At 69.6% G+C, this 26,166-nt stretch carries 22 protein-coding genes; 14 read left to right on the top strand and 8 right to left on the bottom strand.

Annotated elements, in window-relative coordinates; all coding sequences use genetic code 11:
* Positions 1-142 precede the first annotated feature (142 nt).
* The 5 genes from VGB24_RS23225 to VGB24_RS23205 all read left to right on the top strand — a co-directional run bounded on the left by VGB24_RS23225 (position 143) and on the right by VGB24_RS23205 (position 6,670).
* Positions 143-1,321: an acyl-CoA dehydrogenase family protein gene (locus VGB24_RS23225; protein ID WP_331075310.1), complete on the top strand. Its 1,179-nt coding sequence runs from the start codon at positions 143-145 to the stop codon at positions 1,319-1,321.
* Positions 1,322-1,397: 76 nt separating this feature from the next.
* Positions 1,398-3,041, top strand: a complete 1,644-nt coding sequence (locus VGB24_RS23220) for a benzoate-CoA ligase family protein (protein WP_331075309.1) — start codon at positions 1,398-1,400, stop codon at positions 3,039-3,041.
* Entirely contained in the window at positions 3,041-3,433 is a 393-nt protein-coding gene (locus tag VGB24_RS23215; protein ID WP_349263948.1) for a RidA family protein, read from the top strand. The genes VGB24_RS23220 and VGB24_RS23215 overlap by 1 nt, the downstream gene beginning before the upstream one ends.
* Before the next feature lie 401 nt (positions 3,434-3,834).
* Positions 3,835-5,844 (top strand): M13 family metallopeptidase, encoded by a 2,010-nt coding sequence (locus VGB24_RS23210; protein WP_331075307.1) that lies wholly within the window; start codon positions 3,835-3,837, stop codon positions 5,842-5,844.
* A 232-nt stretch (positions 5,845-6,076) separates the two neighbouring features.
* On the top strand, positions 6,077-6,670 hold the full coding sequence (locus tag VGB24_RS23205) for a hypothetical protein (protein WP_331075306.1): 594 nt from the start codon (positions 6,077-6,079) through the stop codon (positions 6,668-6,670).
* A gap of 122 nt (positions 6,671-6,792) precedes the next feature.
* On the opposite strand, the gene VGB24_RS23200 is transcribed toward VGB24_RS23205, so the two are convergent.
* Positions 6,793-9,639 (bottom strand): sensor histidine kinase, encoded by a 2,847-nt coding sequence (locus VGB24_RS23200; protein ID WP_331075305.1) that lies wholly within the window; start codon positions 9,637-9,639, stop codon positions 6,793-6,795.
* Entirely contained in the window at positions 9,636-10,934 is a 1,299-nt protein-coding gene (locus VGB24_RS23195; protein ID WP_331075304.1) for a vWA domain-containing protein, read from the bottom strand. The genes VGB24_RS23200 and VGB24_RS23195 overlap by 4 nt, the downstream gene beginning before the upstream one ends.
* A gap of 137 nt (positions 10,935-11,071) precedes the next feature.
* Here VGB24_RS23195 and VGB24_RS23190 point away from each other — a divergent pair, with 137 nt between their 5' ends.
* Together VGB24_RS23190 and mutY are read left to right on the top strand one after the other, a co-directional pair.
* On the top strand, positions 11,072-12,403 hold the full coding sequence (locus VGB24_RS23190; RefSeq protein ID WP_331075303.1) for an MFS transporter: 1,332 nt from the start codon (positions 11,072-11,074) through the stop codon (positions 12,401-12,403).
* A 1,013-nt stretch (positions 12,404-13,416) separates the two neighbouring features.
* Positions 13,417-14,499, top strand: coding sequence for an A/G-specific adenine glycosylase (gene mutY, locus VGB24_RS23185; protein WP_331075302.1), 1,083 nt, complete (start codon positions 13,417-13,419; stop codon positions 14,497-14,499).
* A 649-nt stretch (positions 14,500-15,148) separates the two neighbouring features.
* Here mutY and VGB24_RS23180 read toward each other — a convergent pair.
* Positions 15,149-16,048, bottom strand: a complete 900-nt coding sequence (locus VGB24_RS23180; protein WP_331075301.1) for an alpha/beta hydrolase — start codon at positions 16,046-16,048, stop codon at positions 15,149-15,151.
* Between the two features lie 159 nt (positions 16,049-16,207).
* Here VGB24_RS23180 and VGB24_RS23175 point away from each other — a divergent pair, with 159 nt between their 5' ends.
* On the top strand, positions 16,208-16,930 hold the full coding sequence (locus VGB24_RS23175; protein ID WP_331075300.1) for a DUF6624 domain-containing protein: 723 nt from the start codon (positions 16,208-16,210) through the stop codon (positions 16,928-16,930).
* A 116-nt stretch (positions 16,931-17,046) separates the two neighbouring features.
* Here VGB24_RS23175 and VGB24_RS23170 read toward each other — a convergent pair whose 3' ends face one another.
* Entirely contained in the window at positions 17,047-18,288 is a 1,242-nt protein-coding gene (locus VGB24_RS23170; protein ID WP_331075299.1) for a serpin family protein, read from the bottom strand.
* Between the two features lie 241 nt (positions 18,289-18,529).
* Here VGB24_RS23170 and VGB24_RS23165 point away from each other — a divergent pair, with 241 nt between their 5' ends.
* The 3 genes from VGB24_RS23165 (at position 18,530) to VGB24_RS23155 (ending at position 19,679) form a co-directional block, all read left to right on the top strand.
* Complete coding sequence (locus VGB24_RS23165) at positions 18,530-18,757, top strand: DUF433 domain-containing protein (protein ID WP_331075298.1); 228 nt, start codon at positions 18,530-18,532, stop codon at positions 18,755-18,757.
* On the top strand, positions 18,754-19,107 hold the full coding sequence (locus tag VGB24_RS23160) for a DUF5615 family PIN-like protein (protein ID WP_331075297.1): 354 nt from the start codon (positions 18,754-18,756) through the stop codon (positions 19,105-19,107). The genes VGB24_RS23165 and VGB24_RS23160 overlap by 4 nt, the downstream gene beginning before the upstream one ends.
* Positions 19,108-19,406: 299 nt before the next feature.
* A complete protein-coding gene (locus VGB24_RS23155; RefSeq protein WP_331075296.1) occupies positions 19,407-19,679 on the top strand; it encodes a hypothetical protein in 273 nt (90 codons plus the stop codon).
* Between the two features lie 78 nt (positions 19,680-19,757).
* Here the strand turns inward: VGB24_RS23155 and VGB24_RS23150 are convergent, their stop codons facing one another.
* The 3 genes from VGB24_RS23150 to VGB24_RS23140 form a co-directional block, all read right to left on the bottom strand.
* On the bottom strand, positions 19,758-20,354 hold the full coding sequence (locus VGB24_RS23150; protein WP_331075295.1) for a hypothetical protein: 597 nt from the start codon (positions 20,352-20,354) through the stop codon (positions 19,758-19,760).
* A 203-nt stretch (positions 20,355-20,557) separates the two neighbouring features.
* Positions 20,558-20,887: a hypothetical protein gene (locus VGB24_RS23145; protein WP_331075294.1), complete on the bottom strand. Its 330-nt coding sequence runs from the start codon at positions 20,885-20,887 to the stop codon at positions 20,558-20,560.
* A gap of 9 nt (positions 20,888-20,896) precedes the next feature.
* Positions 20,897-21,271, bottom strand: a complete 375-nt coding sequence (locus tag VGB24_RS23140) for a PH domain-containing protein (protein ID WP_331075293.1) — start codon at positions 21,269-21,271, stop codon at positions 20,897-20,899.
* 196 nt (positions 21,272-21,467) lie between these two features.
* On the opposite strand from VGB24_RS23140, the gene VGB24_RS23135 reads away from it, so the two are divergent.
* The 3 genes from VGB24_RS23135 to VGB24_RS23125 all read left to right on the top strand — a co-directional run bounded on the left by VGB24_RS23135 (position 21,468) and on the right by VGB24_RS23125 (position 24,403).
* Entirely contained in the window at positions 21,468-21,974 is a 507-nt protein-coding gene (locus tag VGB24_RS23135; protein ID WP_331075292.1) for a DUF3761 domain-containing protein, read from the top strand.
* A gap of 280 nt (positions 21,975-22,254) precedes the next feature.
* Positions 22,255-23,553 carry a tetratricopeptide repeat protein gene (locus VGB24_RS23130; protein WP_331075291.1) on the top strand — a complete coding sequence of 433 codons (1,299 nt, stop codon included), beginning with the start codon at positions 22,255-22,257 and terminating at the stop codon, positions 23,551-23,553.
* Positions 23,554-23,623: 70 nt separating this feature from the next.
* Complete coding sequence (locus VGB24_RS23125) at positions 23,624-24,403, top strand: hypothetical protein (RefSeq protein WP_331075290.1); 780 nt, start codon at positions 23,624-23,626, stop codon at positions 24,401-24,403.
* 129 nt (positions 24,404-24,532) lie between these two features.
* Here the strand turns inward: VGB24_RS23125 and VGB24_RS23120 are convergent, their stop codons facing one another.
* Complete coding sequence (locus VGB24_RS23120) at positions 24,533-25,999, bottom strand: serine hydrolase (RefSeq protein ID WP_331075289.1); 1,467 nt, start codon at positions 25,997-25,999, stop codon at positions 24,533-24,535.
* Positions 26,000-26,166 lie beyond the last annotated feature (167 nt).

Raw genomic sequence — 26,166 nt, 5'->3', positions numbered from 1 at the left:
TTCGCACTTTCGCACTTTCGCACTTTCGCACTTTCGCACTTTCGCACTTTCGCACTTTCGCACTTTCGCACTTTCGCACTTTCGCACTTTCGCACTTTCGCACTTTCGCACTCACGCACTCACGCACTCACGCACTCCCCGTATGCCCGATCGCACCTTCCTCTCCTGGCCGTTCTTCACCGACGAGCACCGTGCCCTGGCCGCGGAGCTGGAGGTGTTCGTGCGCCGGGAGGTGGCGTCGCTGCCGCACGTGGAGACCAACGTGGATGCCGCCTGCCGCGCGCTCGTCCGCGTGCTGGGCGAGGGCGGCTGGCTGATGCACGCCGTCACCGCCCCGCACGGCGGCGCGCGCGAGCGGCTGGACGTGCGGACGCTCTGCCTGGTGCGCGAAACGCTCGCCCGCGCTTGGGGGCTGGCGGACTTTGCGTTCGCCATGCAGGGGCTGGGCACCGGCCCCATCACTCTCTTCGGGTCGGACGCGTTGCGCGAGCGCTACCTGCCCCTGGTCGCCTCCGGCGAGCGGATCGCGGCATTCGCCCTTTCCGAGCCCGACGCGGGGAGCGACGTGGCCGCCATGACGACGACGGCGCGGCGGGTGGACGGCGGGTTCGTGATCGACGGCGTGAAGACGTGGATCAGCAACGCGGGGATCGCCGACCACTACGTCGTGTTCTGCCGCTTTCCCCACGCCGGCCAGCGCGGCTACGCGGCCTTCGTCGTCGACGCAGACAACCCCGGGCTGCGCGTCGCCGAGCGCATCGACGTCATCGCACCGCATCCCCTCGGCCGCATCGAACTGACCGAGTGCCGGGTGGACGCGGATGCCCTCGTCGGCGAGGCGGGCGCGGGGATGCGGGTGGCGCTGGGCACGCTGGACGTCTTCCGCCCCACGGTGGGCGCGGCGGCGCTGGGGTTCGCGCGGCGCGCGCTGGACGAGGCGCTGGGGTGGACGCGCGAGCGGCAGGCCTTCGGCAAGGCGCTGAACGAGTTCCAGCTGATCCAGGCGTCGCTCGGCGAGATGGCGCTGGAGGTGGACGCCAGCGCCCTCCTGGTCTACCGCGCCGCGTGGGCGCGCGACTCCGGCGCGGAGCGCATCACCCGCGAGGCCGCGATGGCCAAGCTGTACGCCACCGAGGCCGCCCAGCGGGTGATCGACACCGCGGTGCAGATCTTCGGCGGGCGGGGTGTGGTCAGCGGCGCGCCGGTGGAGACGCTGTACCGCGAGATCCGCGCGCTGCGCATCTACGAAGGCACCAGCGAAATCCAGAAGCTGGTGATCGCCGGCCAGCTGCTGAAGGACGAGGCGGCACGGCCCGGTTGAGCGAGGCACGGTCCGCCGCTTGCGCGTGACCGGCGTCAGTATCCGCAGTCCCACTCCATCCCCGGATGGCGACCCCATGGCGACGATGGAAACGCACGTTCCCGCCGAGCCGTCGGCGCACGTGGACACCTTTGCGCGCGACCACCTTCCTCCGCGCCACCTGTGGCCGGAGATGGATTATTCGACGCTCCCCGAGCTGGCGTATCCGCCCCGCCTGAACTGCGCCGTGGAGCTGCTGGACCGCATGGTGGAGGTCGGGCACGCGGAGCGGACGGCGATCCTGTGGGACGGCGGGCGGTGGTCGTACCGCGAGCTAATGGAGAAGTCGAACCGCGTCGCCGCCGCCCTTCACGAGCTCGGCCTCGTCCCGGGCAACCGCGTGCTGCTGCGCGGCCCCAACTCGCCGATGATGGCCGCCTGCTGGTTCGGGGTGCTCAAGGCGGGCGGGGTCGTGGTGGCCACCATGCCGCTGCTGAGGCCGCGCGAGCTGGCCCACATCGCCCAGAAGGCGATGGTGCGCTTCGCCCTGTGCGATCACCGGCTGCTGGCGGATCTTGCCGCGGCGCGAGGACAGGCGCCGGTGCTGGAGCGCGTCGTTGCCTGGGGCGGCGAGGGCGACGATTCGCTGGATGCGCTCATGGAGCGGCAGACGGGCGAGTTCGGCGCGGTCGACACGGCGGCGGACGACGTGGCGCTGATCGCGTTCACCTCTGGCACCACGGGCCAGCCCAAAGGGGCCATGCACTTCCATCGCGACGTGCTGGCTGCCTGCGACTGCTTTCCCAAGTACGTGCTGAAGCCCACGCCCGATGACGTGTTCTGTGGATCGCCCCCGCTCGCATTCACCTTCGGGCTGGGCGGAATCCTGCTCTTCCCCCTGCGTGTGGGCGCCGCGGCATTGCTGATCGAGCAGCCCACGCCGCCCAACCTCCTGAAGGCCATCCAGGACCACGGCGCCACCATCGTATCCACCGCGCCCACCGCCTACCGGGCGATGCTGGACCTGCTTCCCCAGTACGACCTCCGCTCGCTGACCCGGTGCGTGTCCGCCGGCGAGAACCTGCCGCTCCCCACCTTCGAGGCATGGGAAGCGGCGACGGGCATCCGCATCATCGACGGCATCGGCAGCACCGAGATGCTGCACATCTTCATCAGCGCCTCGGACGACGACATCCGCCCCGGCTCCACCGGCAAGGCCGTTCCGGGGTACCGCGCGCGGATCATCGACGAGGACGGCAACCCGCTGCCTCCCGGCTCCATCGGCCGGCTGGCCGTGCAGGGGCCCACGGGGTGCCGCTACCTGGATGACGAGGAGCGGCAGCGCGGGTACGTGTGGGAGGGCTGGAATCTCACGGGTGACGCGTACCGGATGGACGAGGACGGCTACTTCTGGTACCAGGCGCGCACGGACGACATGATCGTCTCCGCGGGCTACAACATCGCGGGGCCGGAGGTGGAGGCCGTGCTTCTGGAGCACCCGGCGGTGATGGAGTGCGGCGTCGTCGGCCTGCCGGACGCGGAGCGCGGGCAGGTGGTGAGCGCGTTCGTCGTCCTGCGCGAGGGGCACCAGCGGGGCGACGCGATGGCCAAGGAGCTCCAGCAGTGGGTGAAGGACCACATCGCCCCGTACAAGTATCCGCGCCGGGTGACCTTTCTGGACCAGCTTCCGCGCACGCAGACGGGCAAGCTCCAGCGTTTTCGGCTGCGGGAGGGCGCGTGATCCACCGAACGCTGCAGCCGGCGGGATGGGCGTCGCCGCGGGGGTATTCCAACGGCGTGGAGGCGCAGGGGCGGATGGTGTTCGTCGCGGGGCAGATCGGCTGGAATCCCGTGAGCTGCGCGTTCGAGACGGACGACTTCGTGGGCCAGGTGGACCAGGCGCTGCGGAACGTGGTCGCCGTGCTGCGCGAGGCCGGGGCCGGGCCGGAGCACGTGACGCGAATGACGTGGTACATCACCGACCGTGCGGCCTACGCCGAGAACACGCGCAGTGTCGGCCGGGTGTACCGCGACGCCTTTGGGCCGCACTATCCCGCGATGACGCTGGTGATCGTCGCCGGGCTGCTGGAGGAAGAGGCCAGGGTGGAGATCGAGGCGACGGCGGTGGTGTAGGTTCCCCCTCCCCCCGGCCCCCTCCCCCGCAAACTGCGCGGGAGAGGGGGGAGAACTTCGATCGGGGTTCGACGGGCTGCCTCGCATTCCTCGGGAGCCCCCTCCCCCCGGCCCCCGGCCCCCGTCCCCCGCTGCGCAGGGGAGGGGGTGAACTGCACGACATTTCGGGCGCGCCCCACGCTCCAACTCACCCCCCGGCCAGCCAGTCTGCGAAGGTGGACTTCGTGTGTTTGTTGCAGCGAATTCATTCGCCCTTTCCCCAGGGGAAAATCAAATTATATCATTCCGCCGCCAGCGATTGGGGAACGAACGTTCCGTAAGTCGGTATCAATGCGCTCCCTGCACCACCATTCCCTGGGAGACGCATGGCCGGAAAAGTTCGTATACACGCAGCGGCTGCAGTGGCCGCCGCTGCCCTGGGCGCCTGCGCGCCCTCCTCGCCCGTTCAGCCCTCGCCCACGCTGGGGCTCGGCGTGGACACGGCGGGGTTCGACCGCTCCGTTCGTCCGCAGGACGACTTCTTCCGGTTCGCGAACGGCGGCTGGCTGGCCCGCACCGAGATTCCGGGCGACCGCGCCAGCACCGGCAGCTTCGTGGAGCTGCGCGACCAGTCGCAGGCCGCCATCCGCGCCATCATCGAAGAGGCCGCCGCGGGGTCGCACCCGGCCGGGTCTACCGCGCGCAAGGTGGGCGACCTGTACGGCAGCTTCATGGACACGGTCCGCATCGACCAGCTGGGCATCACCCCCCTGAACGATGAGCTGGCCCATATCCGTGCCATCCGCGACCGCGGGCAGCTGCCGGAAACCTTCGCGCGCTTGGCGCGGCAAGGCGTGTCGCCCCCCTTCGGCACCTTCGTAAGCCAGGACCGCGGCAACTCCAGCCGCTACGTGGTGAGCATCAGCCAGTCCGGGCTGGGGCTTCCCGACCGCGACTACTACCTGACCCAGAACGATCGTTTCTCCGCCATCCGCCAGTCGTACACGGCGTACGTGCAGCGGATGCTGGAGCTTGCGGGCACCCCCAACGCGGCCGGCGCCGCCGCGCGCGTGGTGGCCTTCGAGACGGAGCTGGCGCGCGTGCAGTGGGAGCGCACCCGGAACCGCGACGCGAACGCCACCTACAACCCCACGGCGGTGACGGCGCTGCAGGCCACCACCCCCGGCTTCCGCTGGGCCGACTACCTGCGAGCCGCGGGGATGAACGGCGTGGACACCGTCGTGGTGCGCCAGCCGGACTATTTTGCCGGGATGGACCGCGTGCTGGCCGCCACGCCCGTGCAGGACATCCAGAGCTACCTGGTGTTCAAGCTGGTCGACAACGCGGCGTCGTTCCTGAGCCGCGACTTTCGTGACGCGCGCTTCGCCTTCCGCGGCGGCGTGCTGAACGGCCTCCAGCAGCAGCCCCTGCGCTGGAAGAGCGGCGTGGACGTGGTGGAGGGCTCGCTGGGCGAGGCCGTGGGCGAGCTATACGTGCAGCGCCACTTTCCCGCCGAGTCCAAGGCGCGGATGGAGCAGCTGGTGAAGAACCTGGTGGAGGCGTACCGCGAGGCCATCGACGGGCTGGAGTGGATGAGCCCGGCCACCCGCGCCCAGGCGCAGGACAAGCTGGCGAACTTCACCGTCAAGATCGGCTATCCCGAGAAGTGGCGCGACTATTCGGCGCTGGAAATCCGCCCGGGCGACCTGATGGGCAACATCCGCCGCGCGCAGGAGTTCGGGTACAACCGCATGATCAACCGCCTGGGCCAGCCGGTGGACCGCGCGGAGTGGGGGATGACGCCCCAGACGGTGAACGCGTACTACAACCCCACGAACAACGAGATCGTGTTCCCGGCGGCCATTCTGCAGCCCCCGTTCTTCGATCCCAACGCCGACGACGCGGTGAACTACGGCGGCATCGGCGGCGTGATCGGGCACGAGATCAGCCACGGATTCGACGACCAGGGCCGCAAGAGCGACGGCGCCGGCAACCTGCGCGACTGGTGGACGGCCGCGGATGCGTCGGCGTTCGAGCAGCGCGCCGGGATGCTGAGCCAGCAGTACGGCGCGTACGAGCCGCTGGAGGGCGCGCGCGTCAACGGCCAGCTGACGCTGGGCGAGAACATCGGCGACCTGTCGGGGTTGGCCATCGCGCACCGCGCGTACCGCCGCTCGCTGAACGGCGGCCAGGCTCCGGTGATCGGCGGCTTTACCGGCGACCAGCGGTTCTTCCTGGGATGGGCGCAGGTGTGGCGCACCAAGTACCGCGACCAGGCGCTCCGCCAGCAGCTGCTGACGGACCCGCACTCGCCCGGGATGTACCGCACCAACGGCGTGCTGGTGAACCTGCCCGCGTTCTACGAGGCGTTCAACGTAAAGCCGGGCGACCGGATGTACGTGGCCCCCGAGAAGCGCGTGCGGATCTGGTAAGCCGGACCGGTTGACGGATGATGGACGAGCCCCGGACTGCTGATGCGGTCCGGGGCTCGTCTTTTTACGCCCGGCGCCCGCAGAAGTCCCCCTAGTGATGGCCTCGCACCGCCTCGCTGGAGCGGCTAAAGCCGCCGCTACGACTGCGGTAAGCCTTGCAAACTGCGCAAGGCTTCAACTGCGAGTATCTTCCTGCAACCCGTCGTCAGCCTCACCCGATCATGATCTTACTGTGAAAAACCTGTGGACGTCGGATTCGCTGGAGCAGTGGCAAGCTGCCTTGGACACCTACGCCGCCGTCGTGGCGGCGCAGGGCGTCGCGCGGCTGGCGGAGCTCGATCGCTGGTATCGCGAGGAGTTGCCGGCCAGCATCGCCTCCCGCCAGCCGAAGCACGCAACGCACGATGAGCTCGTCCGCGCGACGGAGTGGAAGATGGCACGCGGGGTGTGGCGCGCGCGCAACCTGGTCCTGGTGCGCGGCAACTCCCCTGATGCCGTGGTAAAAGCCAGCACCCGCGCCCTGGCCGCGGTCCCGGACCCGCGCGTGCCGATCGCTGCGATGGCGGAGCTTGCCGGCGTAGGCCCGGCCACGGCATCGGCGATCGCGGCGGCGGCCGCGCCCGAGATCTACCCGTTCTTCGACGACCTGGTGGCGGCGCAGGTGCCCGGGCCGGGCGAGACGGCGTTCACCATCCCCTTCTACCTGAAGTACGCCGCGGCCATCCGTGAGCGGGCGAGCCAACTCGGCTGGGCGCCGGTGCAGGTGGAGCAGGCGCTGTGGGCGAACGCGGGCGGAAAGGCGGGACTGAAAGCGGGGAAGACGTAGGTATCGCACGGCAGGCTGTCGCGCGCGTGCAGGTGAAGCTCGAGCGGGACGCGACAGCGGCCCGAGTCGGGGCTTTCCGCTGTTCCAGCCGCGGGTTCACCCGCCCCTGGCGAGCGGGGTCTTCATCGATCCTCGCCTTCAGCCTTCGCGTGCTCCGCCGGGTCATCGGCCACGAACTCGCGGGGGAGCACGAGGGAGAAGGTGCTGCCCTGCCCCGGCTCGCTCTTCACCTCGATGGTGCCCCCCAGCATCCGCGCGTACTGGCCGGACAGGTACAGCCCCAGCCCCGTACCGCCGTGGGTGCGCGCCAGCCCGCTCTCCAGCTGCTCGAAAGGGCGGAAGAGGCGCTCCTGGTCCGCGTGCGGAATGCCGGGGCCGGTGTCGCATACCGAGAGCGCCACGACGCCGTCCATCGAACGAACCTGGATGGACACCTCGCCCTCGTCGGTGAACTTCACCGCGTTGCCGGCCAGGTTGATCAGGATCTGCCGCACCTTGTCGGGATCGGTCTGCACCACCGGGTGAGGGTCGCACCCGTCCAGGCGAAACTCCAGCGCCTTCTGCATCGCCAGCGGCTGGATGACGTCGGCCACCTCGCGCGCCAGGTCGCACAGGTCCACCGGCTCCGTCCTCACCTCGGCGTGCCCCGCCTCCAGCCGCGAGAACGAAAGCACCTCCTCGATCAGCCCGCGCAGGTGCCGCGACGCCGTCTGGATGCGCGCCAACGAGTTCACCTGCGGCGGCGTCACGGGCCCGTGAATGCCCATCTGCAGCAGCTCCACGTGCCCCAGCACCGCGTTGAGCGGCGTGCGCAGCTCGTGGCTCATGGTGGCGATGAAGTCGGAGCGCGCCCGCGCCGCCGCCTGCGCCGCCTCCAGCAGCTGCGCGTTCTCCACGGCGACCGCCGCGTGCCGCGAAAGGCGATCGAGAAGCATCAGGTCCGCGTCGCTGAACGGCTCGGCCCCGCGCGCGCGGACGGCGGTGAGCGCACCCAGCGCCCCGGAGCGCCCCAGCAGCGGCGCGCAGATGGCCGACTCGACCTTCCGCACGTCTAGCACGGTGCCGGTGGCGCGCGGATCGGTGGCGATGTCGCGCACCAGCAGCGGCCGGCCCTCGCGCGCCGCGCACCCCACCAGCGTGGTCTCGGCAGGCAGCTCGCGCCCGGCCGCATCCCGAAGCAGCCCCGTGGCGTCGTCGCTGATGCGCAGCATGCCGTCCGGAAGCAGCAGCGCGATCCCGCATCCCTGGCACTCCACCAGCCGCACCACGGCCTCAGTCACCCGCCGCAGCACCTCGCCGGTGTCGTGCGTGGAGGCGAGGGACCGCGCGATCTCGCCCAGCTCCTCCAGCTCCTCCGCGCGGCGGGCCAGCGCCGCGGCCATGTCGTCGAAGTCGCGCCCCAGCTGGGCCACCTCCGCCGGGGCGCCGGCCACCAGCCGTCCCACCCGCGCCTTGCGGTCGCCGCCGGCCAGGGCCATGGCGGTGGCCCGCATGTGCAGCAGCGGCTCGGCCAGGTAGGCGGCCAGCAGGCTGCTGGCACCCAGGGCCAGCACGATCACCCCGATCAGCAGCGAAAGGAGGCGGACGTACGAATCGGCGACAAAGCCCTGGATGGACGAGTACGGCTGCTCGATCCACACCACCCAGCCCAGCGAGGGGATGCGTTCCACGGCGGCCAGTACCCGCGCCGCCTGCTGGGCCGCGGGCGCCCGCGGGCCACCGCGCGAAAAGGTGACCACCCCGCCGTCCGGTGCAGTCAGCACGGCCCGGTAGCCGGCGGAATCGGCCATGTTGTGCGGAACGTCGCCCTGGTGGTAGGGCGCGTCGCTGTCGTAGATCACCCGCCCGCGCAGGTCGGCCACGTGAAGACGCTCCTCGCGCCCGGGCGGCGGATCGGGGACGGGAAGCCGGCGCAGGTTCACGGCCCCGGCCACGAAGGCCGCCATGGTGTCGCCCAGGACCACGGGATGGGCGATGACGATCACCGGCTCCCGCGAAGTGGCGCCGTGCAGCACCTCGCTGACGACGGTGCGCCGCGTTTCCAGGACCCGCCGGTAGTAGTCGCGATGGCTGTAGTCGGCGCCGACCCGCTTCCGGCCGGTGGGATCGACGAGCGGGTGCGCCGCGATGGAGCGGCCTCGCGCATCGGCCGCGTAGATGGTGAGGAACCCGGGGAACTCGGTGCCGCTCTCCACCAGCGCCTGCATCTCCGCCGGCGTGGCCGAGCCGCGCCGTTCCGCGGTCTCGGCCAGGGTGCGCACCTCCTGCGTGTGCAGCTGCACGTACTCGCCCAGCCGCGACGCGTAGCCCGACGCGGAAAGCCGCAGCCGCTCGCGGGCGCGCGCCACGTTCAGGTCCCACTCGCGCAGCCCCGTCCACGTTCCGAAGGCCAGCGCCGGCAGGGTGGCGGCCACGGTGACGACCACGGCCAGCGCCGCGCGCAGCGGAGGCCGGCCGTGGATGCCCAGCGCGCCCCGGACGGCGGGAACCAGCAGCAGCGCCTCCACCACCAGCGCGTCGATCAGCCCGTTGAAGGGCTGCTTGAGAAACAGCACCGCGGCGGTGCTGCCGCGCACCCCCAGGATCGTCCAGTAGGTAAGGAAGAGCAGCGGAACCCCGCCCACGATCCAGTACACCAGGTCGCCCACCAGCGGGCGGCGCTCGCGGCGGGCCAGGTACCCCACGAACAGCGCCTCCATGCAGAAGATGAGGACGGCGTAGGGATGGTTCCACAGCCAGAGGGTGCGCACGGAGGCGATACCCGCCGCCACCAGCCCGTGCCAGGGGCCCAGGGCCACGGCGGCCAGCAGGTACGCCACCCCCCCAAAGATGAGGTCCGTCCCCGGGGAGAGCGGGAGGGGAAGCAGGTTCAGCAGCAGCCCCGCCACCCCCAGGACGACGGCGGCGGCCCACCGCCTGCGCGCGGAAAACGGGGCCAGCGTGGGCGTGGGCACGTGGGCGCCCCTCACCCGGCGCGCTTGGTCTTTCGACGCAGGAAGTCGCGCATGATGTACTGCCCCAGCGTCATGGTGCTGGTGAAGTAGGCCTTGCCGCGGGCGATCTGCGAGACCTGGTTCACGAAGGCCACCAGCGCCGGGTCGCGCGCCAGCATGAAGGTGTTGATCAGGATTCCCGCCTTGCGGCAGGCGCCCACCTCCTGAAAGGTCTCGTTCAGGACGAACGCGTCCAGCCCCATGGAGTTCTTGTAGACGCGCCCGTCGGGCAGGGTGACGGCGGAGGGCTTGCCGTCGGTGATCATGATGATCTGGCGCATGTCCTTGTTCTGCGCCATCAGCAGCCGCCGCGCGAGCTGAAAGCCCGCCGCCGTGTTGGTGTGGAACGGCCCCACCTGCGCCTGCGCCACCCGGCCGAGGGGGATCTCCTCCGCCGTGTCGCCAAAGGTCACCACCTTCAGCGTGTCGCCCGGGAACTGGGTGCGGATCAGGTGCGTGAGGGCCAGCGCCACCTTCTTGGCGGGGGTGAAGCGGTCCTCGCCGTACAGGATCATCGAGTGGCTGGTGTCCAGCATCAGCACCGTTGCGCAGCTGGAGCGGTACTCCGACTGGTGGACGTGAAGGTCGCCGTACTCCAGGCCGATCGTCCCGTCGTCGCGCAGCCCCTCACGGGAAAGCGCGCTCTTGAGCGTGGCGGGAATGTCCAGGTTCAGGGTGTCGCCGAACTCGTACGGGCGGCTGGCCACCTCGGCCTCCACGCCGGTGGCGTAGTGGGGCGTCTCGTGCGCGCCCGCCGCCGAGCGGCCCATGGCGCCCAGCAGCTGCCGGAGGGTGCGGTAGCCCAGGAAGTCGATGCCCTTGCCGGTGAGCGAGAACTCCACCTGCCGCGACGCCTCGCGCGCGTCGTCGATCCTGCCCTCGCCCTGCATCTCGGTGTAGCCCTCGGGCGCCTGGGGGGGCTCGGCCACGTTCAGGTAGCCCTCCTCCACCATCCGCTGGATCAGCCGGTCCAGCAATTCGGCGATCTTCTGCTGCACCTCTTCGTCGGGGGCGCCGTCGCCGCGCAGCTCCTGGATCATCTCCGGGGTCAGCTGCCCGCTTTCCAGCAGCGCCCGCAGCAGCGCCTCCTTCAGCGCGTCGAGCGAGCGGTCGTCCTCGTCGCCGCCGAACTCGCCCCACCAGGGGTTCACGTGGTAGCCGCCGGCGAACCCGCTCTGCAGCAGGAAGTCGGAAAGCTGGTCGAGCAGCGCCTGCAGGTTCAGCGCGTCGGCCATGTGGCCGGTGAAGCGGGAGTAGCTGGTGAACCGCATCTGGAGCCTCCGGGGGAACGGCAAGGGACGCCGGGGCAGCACGTTGCGGGCCATCCGCCCAGTGGTGGCGGGTGGGGCGCGCACCGGGTAAGTTACGGCTCCGGATCGGGACGGGAACAGCGGGACGAACCACGGGCGTGTTGGACGACCAGGACCGGGAAGCGGGCGAGGCGGCGGACGCAGGTTCCGCCGCCTCCTTTCGCGCGCCCGCCGGCGGCAACCCGGGCCCCTCGTCGCCGCTGTCGAGCGCGGCGGCGCCGGGCCCGCGGGCGTTCGGGGCGCTGCGGCACCGCAACTTCCGCGTGTTCTACGTGGGCCACCTGCTGTCGCTGACGGGAACGTGGATGCAGTCCACGGCGCAGGGCTGGCTGGTGCTGGACCTGACGGATTCGGAGTTGAAGCTGGGGATGGTGACCGCCGTCTCGTCGCTCCCCACGCTGCTGTTCGGCCTGTACGCCGGCGTGGTGGCCGACCGCTGGGACAAGCGGCGGATCATCGTTTCGGCACAGTGCGCGGCGCTGGCGGGGGCGCTGGCCATCGCCGTGCTGACCGGCGCGGGGCGCATCTCCTATCCCACCCTGCTGATGCTGGTGTTCGTGCTGGGGACGGCGTCGGCGTTCGAGGTGCCCACGCGGCAGGCGTTCTTCGCCGAGCTGGTGGGGCGGGCCGACCTGGAGAACGCCATCGCGCTCAACTCGTCGGCGTTCAACGCGTCGCGCATCGTGGGCCCGGCCATCGCGGGGCTGCTGATCGGCGGGGCGGGGATCGCGGCGTGCTTCTACGCCAACGCGGTGTCGTACGTGGCGGTGATCGTGGGGCTGATGATGATGCGGCTTCCCCGTGCCCGCCGGCCGGCATCCACGGTGGGCATCGTAGAGGGCTTGAGCGAGGGGCTGGCGTACATCCGCGGCGACCGCGTGGTGAAGACGCTGGTGTGGCTGATCGCGGCGATGTCCATCACCGTGTTTCCCTACGCCATGCTGCTCCCCGTGTTCGCGCGCGACGTGCTGGACGTGGGCGCGCGCGGGCTGGGGTGGCTGCTTTCCGCCACCGGCGCGGGGGCGCTGACGGCGGGGATGTTCCTGGCGGCCCGGGGCACGCGCATTCCCCGGGGGCGGCTGATCATGGGCGTGGGCGTGGCGTATTCGGTGCTGCTGATGGGGTTCGCCGTGTCGCGGTCGTTCTTGCTGTCGATGGTGCTGCTGGCGTGCGCCGGCTTCATGATCATCCTGAACAACGCCACGCTGAACGGGCTGCTGCAGTCCCGGGTTCCGCACCGGCTGCGCGGGCGGGTGATGAGCGTGTACGTGTTCATGTTCGTGGGGATGACACCGCTGGGGTCGCTGCAAGCGGGCGCCGTGGCGCGGTGGATGGGTGCGCCGTTCGCGCTGGCCGTGGGGTGCGGGGTGCTGCTGGTGGTGCTGGTGTGGGTGGCGGCGCGCGTGCCGGAGCTGATTGAGGCGGAGTAGAGGGAGAGTGCGTTAGTGCGTTAGTGCGTTAGTGCGTTAGTGCGTTAGTGCGAAAGTGCGCCCCACCCCCGGCCCCTTCCCGCACGATACGGCTGTGCGGAGAGGGCGAGGCCTTCGTGCTGGTGAGGCGGGTTGTGGTGCATGCTGCGGGCGCCCCCCATCCCTAGCCCTTCCCCCGCAAACTGCGCGGGGGAAGGGTGCCAGTTCGGTGCGCTTCGGTGACCCCTTCGCGCACGACGGTCTGTCATCCTGATGCCCAGGCGCGCCGGTACCGTCCCCGGCTCCATCCCTCGCGGGCCGAAGGATCTAGCGTGAGGCACGTAATGGCTTGGGCGCGGCAGCTGTCACCCGTGCAGAGGCCGCGACGTTGGGGCGTTTCGAACTGGGCCGGCGCATGCCGCGGGAGGCCCCACCCCCGGCCCCTCCCCGCACAAACTACGTGCGGAGAGGGGAGCACTTCGATCGGGGTTCGACGGGGTGGGTCGCATGCCGCGGGAGCCCCCTCCCCCCGGCCCCCGTCCCCCGCTGCGCAGGGGAGGGGGAGACCTGAACCGCGCTTCGGCTGGCCTGATGCACTCGACTGCGCGTGCAGTCCGCGCAGGCGGACTTTGGGCCGTTCTTGCGGCGACTTCAGTCACCCCAGCAGGGCTGGGGCTGCCGCCGCTGTGCTCGCCGTGGCACCGGAAACCTGGTGTGTACCCCCTCTCCACGCTGTTTGTGGGAGGGGGGGACGCCGTGTCAGCGCGGGCGGGTGAGGGCCCCCTGCGGAGCCGAGGCCTCGGGTCTGGTGACCGCTGCCGCGCCCTGACTAATTCGTGTCCCAGGCTAGATCCTTCGGCCCGCCCGGGATGAGGCACGGGCCGGTCGGGGTGCGCTTGGGCCTCAGGATGACAGATCGCCCGCGCACGCCGAGGGTGCCCCCGCGACTTTCGCGCTTTCGCACTTTCGCACTTTCGCACTTTCGCGCTTTCGCACTAACGCACTAACGCACTCACGCACTTCCACACTCCCCTTTGCTCCCTCCCGACCTCCGCCGCCGCCTGCTGGCCTGGTACGACGCGCACCGGCGCGACCTGCCCTGGCGATCCGCGCCCGGTCAATCTGCGGACCCGTACCGCGTGTGGCTGTCGGAGGTGATGCTTCAGCAGACGCGCGTGGAGACGGTGCGGCCGTACTTCGACCGGTGGCTGCAGCGGTTTCCCACCGTCGCGACGCTGGCGGAGGCGCCGCTGGACGACGTGCTCAAGGCGTGGGAGGGGCTGGGATACTACTCTCGCGCCCGCAACTTCCACCGCGCCGCCGGCCTCGTGCACCAGCAGCACGGCGGATGCGTGCCCGGAGACCCCGAGGCGTTCCGCGCCCTCCCCGGCGTGGGGCGGTACACGGCCGGCGCGGTGATGTCGATTGCGTTCGGGCGCGAGGAGCCCGTGGTGGATGGCAACGTGCGCCGCGTCTTCGCCCGGCTGATGGACGATCCCGATCCCGCGGACGAGATGCTCTGGTCCATGGCCACGGACCTCGTCCGCGGCCCGCGGCCAGGGGACGTCAACCAGTCGGTGATGGAGCTGGGCGCCACCGTCTGCGTTCCCCGGAACCCGCGGTGCGGCGACTGCCCGGTGCGCGAGTTCTGCGGCGCCTTTGCCGCGGGCACGCAAACCGAGCGGCCCGCCCGCAAGAAGGGGAAGCCGCTCCCGCATGAGGATACCGCCGTTCCCGTCATCGAGCGCGACGGCCGGGTGCTGCTGGTGCGCCGGCCCGTGGCTGCGCGGCTGGGCGGCATGTGGGCCTTTCCCGCGGCCATCCGTGCCGAGGGTGAGTCCGTCTCGGCCGCGGCGGAGCGCGCCGGGCGCGAGGGGCTCGCCATCGAGATCCGCGCGGGCGCGCCGGTCGGCGTGGTGGAGCACACGTTCACCCACGTCCGCGCCACCTATCACGCCATCCGCTGCTCTCTCGTGGACGGTGATCCGCGCCCGTTGCTGTACGATGAGGCCACGTGGGTGACGTGGGCTCGCGTGGCGGACTACGCGCTGCCCGTAGCCCAGAGGCGCATCGCCGCGCTCGCCGACGAATCGACGTTGTTCACGCCTCGCGCGTGAGCGGGTGAATCCGCCGCTCGAAATGCGGAAAGCCCCGGCCCGGGCCGCTGTCGCGTCCCGTCCGGGGCTTCACCTGCACGCGCACCCCACCCGCCGAAGCGCGATCGAATTCTCCCCTCTCCCGCTTGCGGGAGAGGGGCCGGGGGAGAGGGCAGCCGAGGCATGCGCCGGCCTGCGTCGAAACGCCACACAGCCGAGTGAGCCAGGCCTCAGCATTGGTGACCGCTGCCGCGGCCGGGTTGAGAAGTGTCCCACGTTAGATCCTTCGGCCCGCGACGTACAGCGGAGAGGCGAGTACGGCGCGCCTGGGCCTCAGGATGACAGGCTATCGTGTGGCGGGAAATTGGGGACGCGCGCCGGACTAGCTCCCTTCCCCCGCGCAGTTTGCGGGGGAAGGGCTGGGGATGGGGGGCGGCCGAGGCATGGGCCAACCACGTCGAAATGCAACACAGCCTTGATGACAGGCGGTGGTGTGGCGGGAAATTGGGGACGCGCACCGGACTGGCTCCCTTCCCCCGCGCGGTTTGCGGGGGAAGGGCTGGGGATGGGGGGCGGCCGAGGCATGCGCCAGACCCACCCTCACGCGATCTCAGTTCTCCCCTCTCCGCACAGCAGTATCGTGCGGGGAGGGGCCGGGGGGTGGGGCGCCCTACAACGGCGGCTCGCGGTGCACCCGCGGCGCCTCCTTGGGCGGAACGCCGAGGAGAAAGTGAAGCTCGCGGCGCAGCCGGCGGGCCCAGGCGCGCTCGTTGTGCCTGCCCCCCATCTCCACCACGAACATCAGGTCGCGCCCCTCCACGTATCCCTTGCGGGTGAGCAGGTCCTTCATCCGCCGCACGTCGTGCATCTCCTCGCCGCCCTCGGCGGTGCCCACGTCCAGGTACAGCCGCCCGGGCACGTACTGCCGGTCCTGCATCCAGCCGTACACCTGCCGTCCGCCGAACCACAGCGCCGGGCTCATCACCCCCGCGAAGCCGAACACGTGGGAGTGCTTGAAGAACGCGTACAGGCTGATCAATCCTCCCATCGACGAGCCCGCGATGCCCGTGGACTCGCGCCCGGGGCGCGTGCGGAAATCGCGGTCGATGATGGGCTTGATGGTGTCGATGACGAAGCGCAGGTACGAATCGCCCTTGCCCCCCGCCTGGTGCTTGTGCTCGTGCCAGGGGCCGTACTCGTTCAATCGCTCCGGGCCGATGTTGGGGATGCCCACCACGATGGCCTCCAGCCCCTCGTCCGCCGCCTGCTCCAGCGTCTGGTCCACCTCCCACTCGTCGCCGAAGCTCGTGGCGCGGTCGAACAGGTTCTGCCCGTCGTGCATGTAGATGACGGGATAGCGCCGGGCGGACTCGTGGTAGCGGGGCGGCAGGTACACCAGGATGTCGCGCGCATTGCCCAGCTGCGGGCTGTGCAGGCCGTGCAGCACCTTGATGGTGCCCACGGCCGTGTGCTGCTGGCCGTCGTCGGTGAAGTAGTCCTTCCAGTCGCCCCCCTCCGGTGCCGCCTGGTCCGGGGCGTGCTCCGCCGCCGCCGTCTGCTCGTCCGTCATCCCGATCGCCGCTTCCGTCTGCTGTGTAGTGTGCGCGCCAAGCGCCCCGCCGTTGCGGAACTCGTGCCGCCGGGGGTGCGCAAAGTTATCCCGCCGACAGGCCAAAGACTACGGGGCGGTGGCGCGTTGTGCTTGCCACCGCCGCCCGCTAGCGTTCGAATGTCGAAGACCGGGCGAGCGGCCCGCGCCTCGCGGGTTCACGGCCTCGCCTCCCACGTTCTCTCGGACACCCACATGCTGACGAATCCACATTCCGTCGCCACTCTTCTCATCGTGCTTGCCGCCTGTGCTCCCACGGGCACGCAGGGCGGAGCACCGCAGGTACTTCCAGCGCCCGGCGGACGTGCGGAAGCTGAAGAGCTGCTGGACCTCGGACGCCGGGACCAAGGGATCCGGGATGAGTTGTCGGCAGCGTTTCAGGTGGCGGGGGGGCAGGTAGACACGGTGGCTATGTCGCGCCTCGTGGCCCGGATGGACTCCGCCGACCGGGTGCACTCCGCCCGCCTCAGGGAACTTGTCCAGCGCCATGGATGGCCCACCGCCCGGCGCGTGGGAGCAGAGGCCGCCGAGGCCGCTTTTCTCGTCGTACAGCACGCGAGCCACGACCGTCCCCTGCAGCGCGATTTTCTGGCGCACCTCGAACGGAGCTACGCCGAGGGAGAGGGTGATGGCCAGGCCGTGGCGCTCCTGACGGACCGGCTGCGCCTGGCTGACGGGCGGCCGCAGTTGTACGGCACGCAAGCCAGCATCGAGAACGGGCAGGTGGTGATCGAGCCGATCGAGGACGAAGCCGGGGTGGACGCCCGGCGCGCGCGGCTGGGCATGCCGCCCATGGCCGAGTACATCCGCATGATGCGACAGCACTACGGCCTTCCCGAGTGAATCGTCCCGCGCCAGCCGGGGCGCGCAAGCCCATCCAGCCGAGGCGCTGACTGCTGGAACGAGAAAGGCCCCGCGCGCGGCGGGGCCTTTCTACTGCGACGTGCGTCACGTCCCCGTCACGGGCTGCGCGGATCGCCGATCAGGCCCACGAACAGGATGGTGCCGCTGTGCCGCTCGCGGATGGCCACCAGGAAGGGCCGGTTGGCGATGAAGGTGGGCGGCCCGCTGGTCACCCCCATTTCCACCGAGGTGGCCGCCGCGGCCTCGGTGCCCTTCTCGTTCACCTCGAGGAAGGTCTTCTGCTTGACGTTGGTGATGAACAGGTCTGCCCCCAGGGGCGACATCCCGCCGAAGTCCGCCGCCCCCTCGTCGAACGCCGTGCCCATCCCCAGCGCCTGGAGCGTCTTGTTCAGCACCTCGTCGTACTCCAGGCGAAAGCGCGGCAGCAGAACATCCATCTCCGTGTCGCGCAGCTGGGCCACCCACGTCTGCCACTTCTCGTCTGTCACCCCCGCCGCCCACTGCCGCAGGGGCTGCCCGTTGGGGGGCAGAACCAGCGTCATGGAAAAGGCGCCGCGTCCGTAGGCCAGGTCCACCATCTGCACCTGGTCGTTCATTACGCTGCGCACCTTGGCGTCGCGCAAGAACATCATCTGCACCGAGTGCTGCCCGCCGTCCGCGCGGTGGAACGGGGCCGGGCTGGTGCGCGCCGGATCGAACTCCTGCGTCCAGCTTCCCTTGAAGTACACGGCGTTGATCAGGTACATCACCACTCCGGCGTCGATGCCATCGATGATCGTCTTGATCTTGCCGTTGGTGCCCTGGTCCACCCACCCGTTGATGGTGTTCGCCGAGGCGGGGTTGGCGAAGTCGAGCGCGGTGACGCGCGCGTCGAAATGCTGCAGGCTCGACTCGACGAACGCGGGGTGCAGCGGAAAGCGCTGGTCCACCCAGATGCTGTTGGCCAGGCGCATGTCGACGTTGCCGTCCAGCCCCAGCAGCAGGTCGATCAGGCTGCGGTACGAGGCGTTGATCTGCGCCGGCTCCATGGCGCCGAAGCCCAGCGTGGAGCGCATGCCCGTGAAGGTTTCGCCGCGTGCCCCGTTCATCGTCATCCCCAGCGCCATCGATGCGCTCAGCGGGGAGAGGAAGATGTTGGACGACGAGTCGCGCGCGCTCACCTCGCGAAGCAGGTTGAACCCGAATCGGTTGCTGGCGACGATCAGGTCCTGCTCAGACTGGGTGAGGGCGCGCGGCAGGCGGGTGATGGGCTCCTCGTCTCCGCTTCCGAAGATGGATTCGCATCCGGCCAGCGTCGTCGCGAGGGCGAGTGGTGTGAGCGGCTTCGACCAGCGCATGGGGATTCTCCTGGAGGAACAGGTCGCGGACAGGTTCGCGGGAGAACGCACGAGCCGGCCCGGTTCGGACGGCCATGGGAGCGGGATGCAGGCACGGCATCGCTTCGCGCTACGGCGCCGATGGGTGCGCCGACGCTTTGTAGACGTTGAACTTGATTCCTGTTACAGTGTTCAAAATGGGGAACGCGTTGCATTTTGAACGTGGGTGGCAAATTCACGTCCTTCTGAGAGACGACTAGGTATGTTCAAGGATCGCATCACGATCGATCAAGGCATCTGCCACGGATCGCCAACCGTGCGTGGGCTCCGGTACCCGGTCGATATGATTCTCGACCTGCTCAGCTCCGGAATGACGGTGCCTGAGATACTGGCCGACTACGAAGATCTGGAGCACGATGACATTCTGGCCGTACTGGCGTACGCAGCTCGGCTGAGTCGGGTGAAACGGCTCGAGCCGCTGACGGCATGAAGTTCCTCGTAGACGCGCAACTCCCCCGACGCATCGCCGTGTGGCTGTGCGAGCACGGCCACGATGCGCTTCATACGCTCGATCTGCCGGATGCAAACCGGACGAGTGACGCCGAAATTATCAGGAGGGCTGATCAGGAAGGGCGGGTGGTTGTAACCAAGGACGCAGACTTCGTCGACTCGTTCACGCTGCATCACAAACCCGAAAAGCTGTTGCTGATCTCCACCGGTAACATCTCGAACCGGGAGCTGGAGCGGATTCTCCTGCCTAACATCGGCGTCATCGTCCGTGCATTCGAAACCACAGACTATATTGAGGTCACCCGGTTCGGGGTCATGGCGCACGAGTGACCGACAGCGTGCCACGCGATCTGTCGATTGACGGGGAGCCGGAAGTGGTTTAGGATTACGGCCGGGAGTCGCGTCCCTTGGAACGGCGGATGCCGGGTGAAACCTTCACCCGTGCCCGTACGTCGATCCGGGGTGGCGACTCCTTTTTTCGTGCGCCGCATGGCGCAAAGGCCGACCACACAGTTGCGGCGAGGTGCATCATGAACCAGAACGCGCCCCGCTGAGCGCCGCCCTCCGGGGTGCCGCGCCGGCGGAGACGACATCGTCCACCCAACGGCAATCAGCACCCAGGAGAACCCATGAGCAGCACCGGACGGTACTTCATCCGAGACCACAGGTCGGGCCGCGTGTTCTGCGTGGAGCCCATCAACCGCCGAGACCAGAAGCTCGACGAGCAGACCTGGTCCAATGGCGGCATCGACCAGGTTCGCGGCGGCGCCATTCCCGAGGAGGAGTCCATCATCACTCCCGAGAACGGCTTTCGCGACATCACCTGGCTGCCGCCCGGCACCAGCCCCGACGGCTTCATCGATATGCTGCTGAAGCGGGAGGAGTTGGGGGGCCAGGGCTGATGACAATGGCGCCGCGGGGATCGTGTCCCGCGGCGCCGGTTCGTCGTTCGTCCTATCGGGCCACGCCCATGGACCGGGTCAGCTTACCTCGGTCGGGGGCGGGTTGAACTTCGTCGACATGAACGTGCCGGTCACGGTGATGCGGGGCGTGCCCTCGACGTCCTGCCAACGCCGGGCGCACTCCGGCGCCTCGTCGTGGGTGCGCTCCTGCCTCATGCAGTACCGAAAGGCGGTGATGGTGAACGTGCCCGAGACTTCGTTTTCATCCGAGCGTGTAATCTCCACGAAGCCGCTGTCGGCCACGAACTGCTCCATCCGCCCGTTCACCTGGCGGAAGTACTGGATGGTGAGCCCCTTGATGAAGCGGTAGTCATGCTGGTCGCCCAGGTCTACCAGGGCCACGGGGTAGCGCCCCTCGGTCATACGGCCGCCGTCCCACCGCGTCATTGCGAACTGGTCGGCGTCGCTGTCCGTAGCCATCCCGACCGAAACCATCTGGAACGACTGCTGGCCCGGGCCGGGGCCGCCCACGTGCCACTCGGCGTTTCCGCGGTACTCTTCGGCGACGGCGCCGCTCAGCGAGGCGCGCAGGTACGAGGGGCCGCCGTCCGGCTCTTCGCAGGCGGCGAGCGGCAGGGCGAGAAGTGCGACGTAGACGGCGAGCTTGCGGTTCATGATCAGGTCCTCGAAATCATCGGGAGATCGTGGGTGGTTCCGTCCCGTAAACGCACGATTCCTCCGCACCGTGACACCCGCCGCCACCACCGGTCCACCCCCCAGCCCCCCCCGGCCTGGGCCTGACGATGTTCTCCGCGTGCACGGCGAGCACAGCGGCGACGGCCACTCCACCGATCCCGCGCCGCGCGCTCATCCACCCCTCAGAGCTGGCGCGCCCGGGCAGACTCGTCCGTCCACAGCGCGGTCCGGAAGACCACCGGGCGCGCGCCGGCCTCGTCCAGCAGCGCCAGCGCCTCCCGTGTGAACACCGTGCCCACCGCCAGGATGCCGTCCGGCGCCGGGTTTTCCAGCCGGCGCAGCGCCTTGCGGACGGGCGGCGAGGGCACCACGTCGCGCTCCGCGTGGTCGAACAGGAGCAGCGAGTATTCCCCGTCGGGCCGCGTGTCCTTTACTACGGCGTCGCGGTAGGCCGGCGGCACCATGTCGCGCAGCCGGGCGCCCGGCACCCGGCCGTGGATGGTGGCTTTCATTGTGTGCCGCTACCGGAGGACGTAGGAGGCGAGCACGGTCTGCAGCTCGTAGATGCTCAGCTTCTTGTTGAAGCGCTTGGCGATGTGGGCTCCGCCCGTGATGAAGATCTTGAGCTCGGCGTCGAGGTCGAAGGTGCCGGACGTTTCGATGCTGAAGTGGGTGATCGCCCGGTAGGGGATGGAGTGGTACTCGGTCTTGGAGCCCGTCATCCCCTGCACGTCCGTCAGGATCAGGCGCTTGTCCGTGAACACGAACGAGTCGCGGATCAGCTGATACGCCTTTTCCACGCGCTCCCCGGGAATGAGCAGCTGCGCGAAATCTGCCTGCGCCTTGCCTGCCTCGATCTCCGAGGCGTTGCCGAGCACTCCGCTGAGCAGTCCCATTTCTTCGTATCCTGTGGCGAGGGGCGAGTGCAATCGTGTTCGTCCCGAAGCTACTCGGACGGCGTGGTTCCGCGCCATGGCCTGCCGCTGATTGGGGCAAGTGAAGCGGATTGACCCGCACGGAATCCCACAATATCTTGCCGGGATAAGCGCTCCGCCCTTTGATGTGCTCCACCTTTGATCGCGAGACCCCTTCATGCGCACCCCCTCCCAGGCCGTGGCACGGCTGTGGGCCGTCCTGGCCCTCGTCCTCAGCTTCGCCGCTCCACTCGCCAGCCAGTCGGGCACCCGCTACACCACCACCACGCTGCGGCTGCGCGCCCAGGCGTCGACCGATGCCGCGCCCCTGCTCACCATGCCGCGCGGGGCCACCGTCGCCGTCGCACGCTGCGCGGACCGATGGTGCCAGGTGGAGTACCGCGGCCGCAGCGGCTACGCGGCCCGGCGCTACCTCTCGCAGACGCGCCCCTCCGCCCGTTCCACCCCGAACGTCTCGCGTAACCGTCCGTCCGCGCGCTCCAACTCGGATTGCGGCTCGGGGGGATACGTGAACTCGCGTGGACGGTGGGTGCCCTCGCCCTGCAGCAGCCCGAGCGGTCCGCCCGCCGGCGCATCGGCCCGGTGCCGCGACGGCACCTACAGCTTCAGCCAGTCCCGCCGCGGGACGTGTTCGAGGCATGGCGGGGTGTCGCGATGGCTTTGATGTATGAGCGCGAGCGCAGTCGCAGAGTCCCCGGGCCAACGCGAAAACGAGAGCGCCCCCCACCAATGATGAACAGCGCGCTTCTTGTGAAAAGCTTCGGACAGAAGTCGCGGGTTATTGCACAGTCTGTCGACCGATGCTTCCCGGTCTGTCCCAAGCGAGCAGCATCGTTATCAACCACATTTCAGGCCGTAGACGCACACGGGGCGCGGCCTCTACAATAGGCGCCTATTGTCGCGCCTGTGTTGGGCCGCGACGTGTACCCCGCGCCGCGCCTCCCATGTCCCCCGTCCGACACCGCAGCCGCGCCGAGCTGCCCTCCTCCCCCATCGAGTTCGCCTACCCGATCGCCGTTCCCGACGGGACCGTTTTCGGTACGGTAATCGTTCAGGAGGTTCCTCACACCTTTGCGCTCCAGGTCTTTCAGGCGCTACGGATGACGATGGCCTGGGCCGCGGGCCCGGAGGCGTCGGGAATCGAGTTCGACACGATGAACCTGACGGAGTGGGAGCTCGAGGTTCTGCAGACGAAGGGTGTCGACGAAGCATTGTGGGCTCCCGTCGCGGTGATCGCCGGCGAGTTGACGCGTCCCGCGATGCTGGAGCCGGAGCGCCTTTCGCACGCCTGCCTCGCGGTGATGGACTGGGCCCTCGGCGCCGATGCGCACGGCACGGCGCTGCTCTTCGCCGAGGCCGCGGCCGTGGTGTGGCCCAGCAACGCACGCCTGGCCTGGATCTGCGGCAAGGCGCATCGCGAACGCCACGACTTCGCCCGGGCCGAGACGTGGCTGCGGCGGGCGAAGCGGGTGGCCGTGTGGACGGGAGATTGGGAGATGCAGTCCTTGGCAATCAACAGCCTGGGCAACATCAGGATGTGGATGGGCGACCTGGAGGCCGCACGGGAACTGCTCCTCCAGGCAGGGCGTATCGCGAAGGCGCGGCGGCTTCGTGAGCGGCACGCGAAGGTGCTTCACGACCTGTTCCTGGTCTGCATCTACTCCGGGGAATGGAAAGAAGCCGAACGCTACGCGGAGCAGGCTTTCGCGGCGTACGGTCCGGATCACCCGAACATCACGGCTCTGACCTTCGACTTGGCGCTCCTTGCCACTCACCAGGGCCAGTTCGCCCGGGCGCTCGAGGTGCTCAACCAACTCCGCGACCAATTCACGGATGATGATCGGCGCTTGCGCGTATACGCGATGATCGGGCGTGCGGCCGGCGCGGCGGGCGATGCCGAGACGTTTCAGAGTGCATGGACTGAATCGTGGGCCCTGATCGACGGGAACACGGTGGACCACCTGCGTGCGGATGCCGCGCTGGAACTCGGGTTGGGCGCGATTGGCCTTGGATTTCGCGACCACGCGATCCATGCTCTTGTGATTGCAAAGGAAGCGGCGGAGGAACTGGGCGAGCGGGATACGCTCCAGAACGCGGAATCCGCGCTCGGCAAGCTGGAGTACCACGAGGCTGCCGCCGTCGCGGCGCGCAACCGGCCCGCGGTGCGCACCCGTGCCGCGGAACTTGCTGCGAAGTACATCCTGGTGGTGCAGGCGCCCACCGGAGGAAACGCCGCCAACTAGGACCCTCGTGGATGTGACGCTCCCATCAAAACAAGCATCGAGGCAGGCTCACCCCCAGCGCACGCTGCTCGTGCTGGCATCGGACTTTCCCGGGGCGCCGGAGGCCGTGGATGGATACGCGGTGCAGGCGGCCGAGGGCTGGGCGGAGCTGGCGGAGCGCGTGCGGACCGCGGCGCCTTCCAGCGTGGCCGTGGTGCGGGTGGAAGCCGGCGGGGACGCGGAGGAGATGCGCGGGCTGATGCGCAGGACGCCGTCCGTGCCGGTGATCGCGGCCGTGAGCTTCCGCCAGGCGGGCGCCGCGCAGGTGGGCGCGCTGCTGGCGGCCGGCATCGCGGAAATCGTGAACCTGGATATGCTGCCGGTGCTGGCGGGAATGGTCCCCACGCTGCGCCGCGCGCACGCCCGTCCGCTCAAGCGGCGCCTGGAGGCGGGACTGCCGGTGTTGGTGCCGGAAGAAGCACGCACGCTTCTGCGCGCGGCGGCGGAAACGGTGGTAGATCGGGGCGGGCGCCCGAGGTTCGCGGGAATCTTCGGCGTCTACGTGCGCACGGTGGCCATCAAGAGCCGGGAGCTGAACCTGCCCCCGCCGCGGCGGCTTCTGGCGTGGGTGCGCGTGCTGCTGGCGCTGTCGCTGCTGGAAGAAGCGGAGCGGACGGTGATCAACGTGGCGCACGTCTGCGGATACCGCGACAACAGCTCGCTCAAGCGCGCGATCGAGAACTTCACCGGCACCCCCGCCCTCACCTCCATCCGCGACCAGAGCTTCGCCGCCGCCTTCGACCGCTTTGCCGGCGAGCTGCGCGACCTGCGGCTGGGCACCCACAGCCGCGGAGCCGCCGCGCGCCCCTGACGCCAGCGCCCTCCGCGTCGTCGTCACGCACCCGGGAGAACGCAGGTTGACGTACAGCAGCGGCGTTGCTCGAAGGAGCCACGCCGCTTTCAGTTACGGTTGGCCCGCGCGATGGCCGGCCAGCCCGTGTCACCGGCTGCGCCGCGGCTCCGGGAGCGGCTTGGCGCACGACGGGTCGGAGGGGAACCGCTCCCTGCACCAGCCTAGTACCTCGGCCGCGTCGGCGGCGAGGCCGTCGCCCGCCAGCTTCTCCGCGAGCGCGCGCAGCGACTGCGGCCACAGTGTGAACGCCTCGGGGCGAGCGGCCATCTCGGCTGTCGACGAGCGGTACGTGGCGCGCGCGGAATCCATTCCCCCGGCGGCGTGCGCCTGCAGCACCAGCCCCGGAATGCCCCGCGGATACTTCCACGTCGTGCCGTTCACGGCCGCGGCAATCTTCCGGAAGGGGAAGTCCTGCTCGTTGGAGTTGGCGAGTTGAACGATGATGGTGCGCGTGGACGGCTGAACGTAGATGCGCTGGCCCAGCGAGCCGTCGGCGTAGAAGTCGCCCTGTGGCGCCACCATGGGATGCCACCAGTACAGCGTGTGCTGCATTCCCCACCACGTCACCACTTCGGGAGCGGAGCGCGTGGGATCGTAGCCCACCGATGCGGCTACCCATTCGGCGGGGACGATCTGCCGCCCGTTCCAGCGTCCTCCCTCCAGGAAGAGCCTGCCGAACTTGGCGAAGTCACGCGCCGACGCGTTCCATCCGGTGGACGTCTTCTCCTGTCCGCCGCGGTGGTCGAGGCTCCAGGAGGCGTCGTGCTCGGCGCCGATGGGCTTCCACAGCACCTCCTCCATGTACTCGGCCACGGTACGCCCGGTGGCGCTCGCCAGAACCCATCCCAGCACCTCGGTATCGGTGTCCTTGTAGCGCCAGCGCGTTCCCGCCGGCTCCTCCCTGCCCACGCTCCGCAGCAGCCCGCGAAGGTCCGGCGTGTAGTAGGTGCGCGCCTCGGTGGAAGTCGCCTGCTGCAGGAAGTTGCCCCGCGCGTCGCCCCACGCGGTGCCGGAGCTCATCTGCAGCAGTTGGCGGATGGTTACGCCGCCGTACGCTCGCCCGCGGAGCTCAGGCACGTACACGCCCACCGAATCGTCGAGCGCGCGGATCTCCCCCCTCGCCAGGGCGATGCCCACCAGCGCGGAGGTGGCGGACTTGGCCATGGAGAAGGAGCTGGACGTCTTCGCCGAGTCGTGCCCAAAGGCGTAGCGCTCGTACACGATGGTGTCGTTGCGGATCACCAGGAACGCATGGGCGCGCACATCCACCAGGTGCTGGGAAAGCGGAACCAGCCGGCCGGTGCGCGGGTCGCGGACGCTCACCGTATCCACGTCGGTGCGCTGCCGTTCCGCCTTCCAGAAGCGGAAGGGCGTGGCGGAGGCCCGCATTGCGCGGTGCGCGAACATCGACAGGTCGCGCGCGTCCGGCTGGCCGTAGCGCACGGTGCGGGCAAGGGTGCACCCCGCCGCCGAGACGGCGAGCACGGCGGCGGCGAGCACGACGGCGGCCGCCGTGCGGCGGGGGAACGGGTGGCGAGAGTTACGCTTGGCCATGGCACTCGGGTGTGGCGGGTTCGGTGTCGCGTTGCACCGGGGGGTTCGCTCCCCGGGCCGCGCCACCAAGAAAACCCCTGCCCGTTACCATCGAGTGCAGCCAGCGTTATCATTGTGCTGCACGCCAACCATTTTGCCTTGCCGCTGCATCCTGCTCCCAGGCCAGG

Origin of the sequence: Longimicrobium sp., assembly GCF_036399935.1 — a bacterium.
Classification (GTDB): domain Bacteria; phylum Gemmatimonadota; class Gemmatimonadetes; order Longimicrobiales; family Longimicrobiaceae; genus Longimicrobium.
The sequence above is the reverse complement of the archived record's forward strand: the minus strand, read 5'-3'. Positions and strand labels throughout refer to the sequence as shown.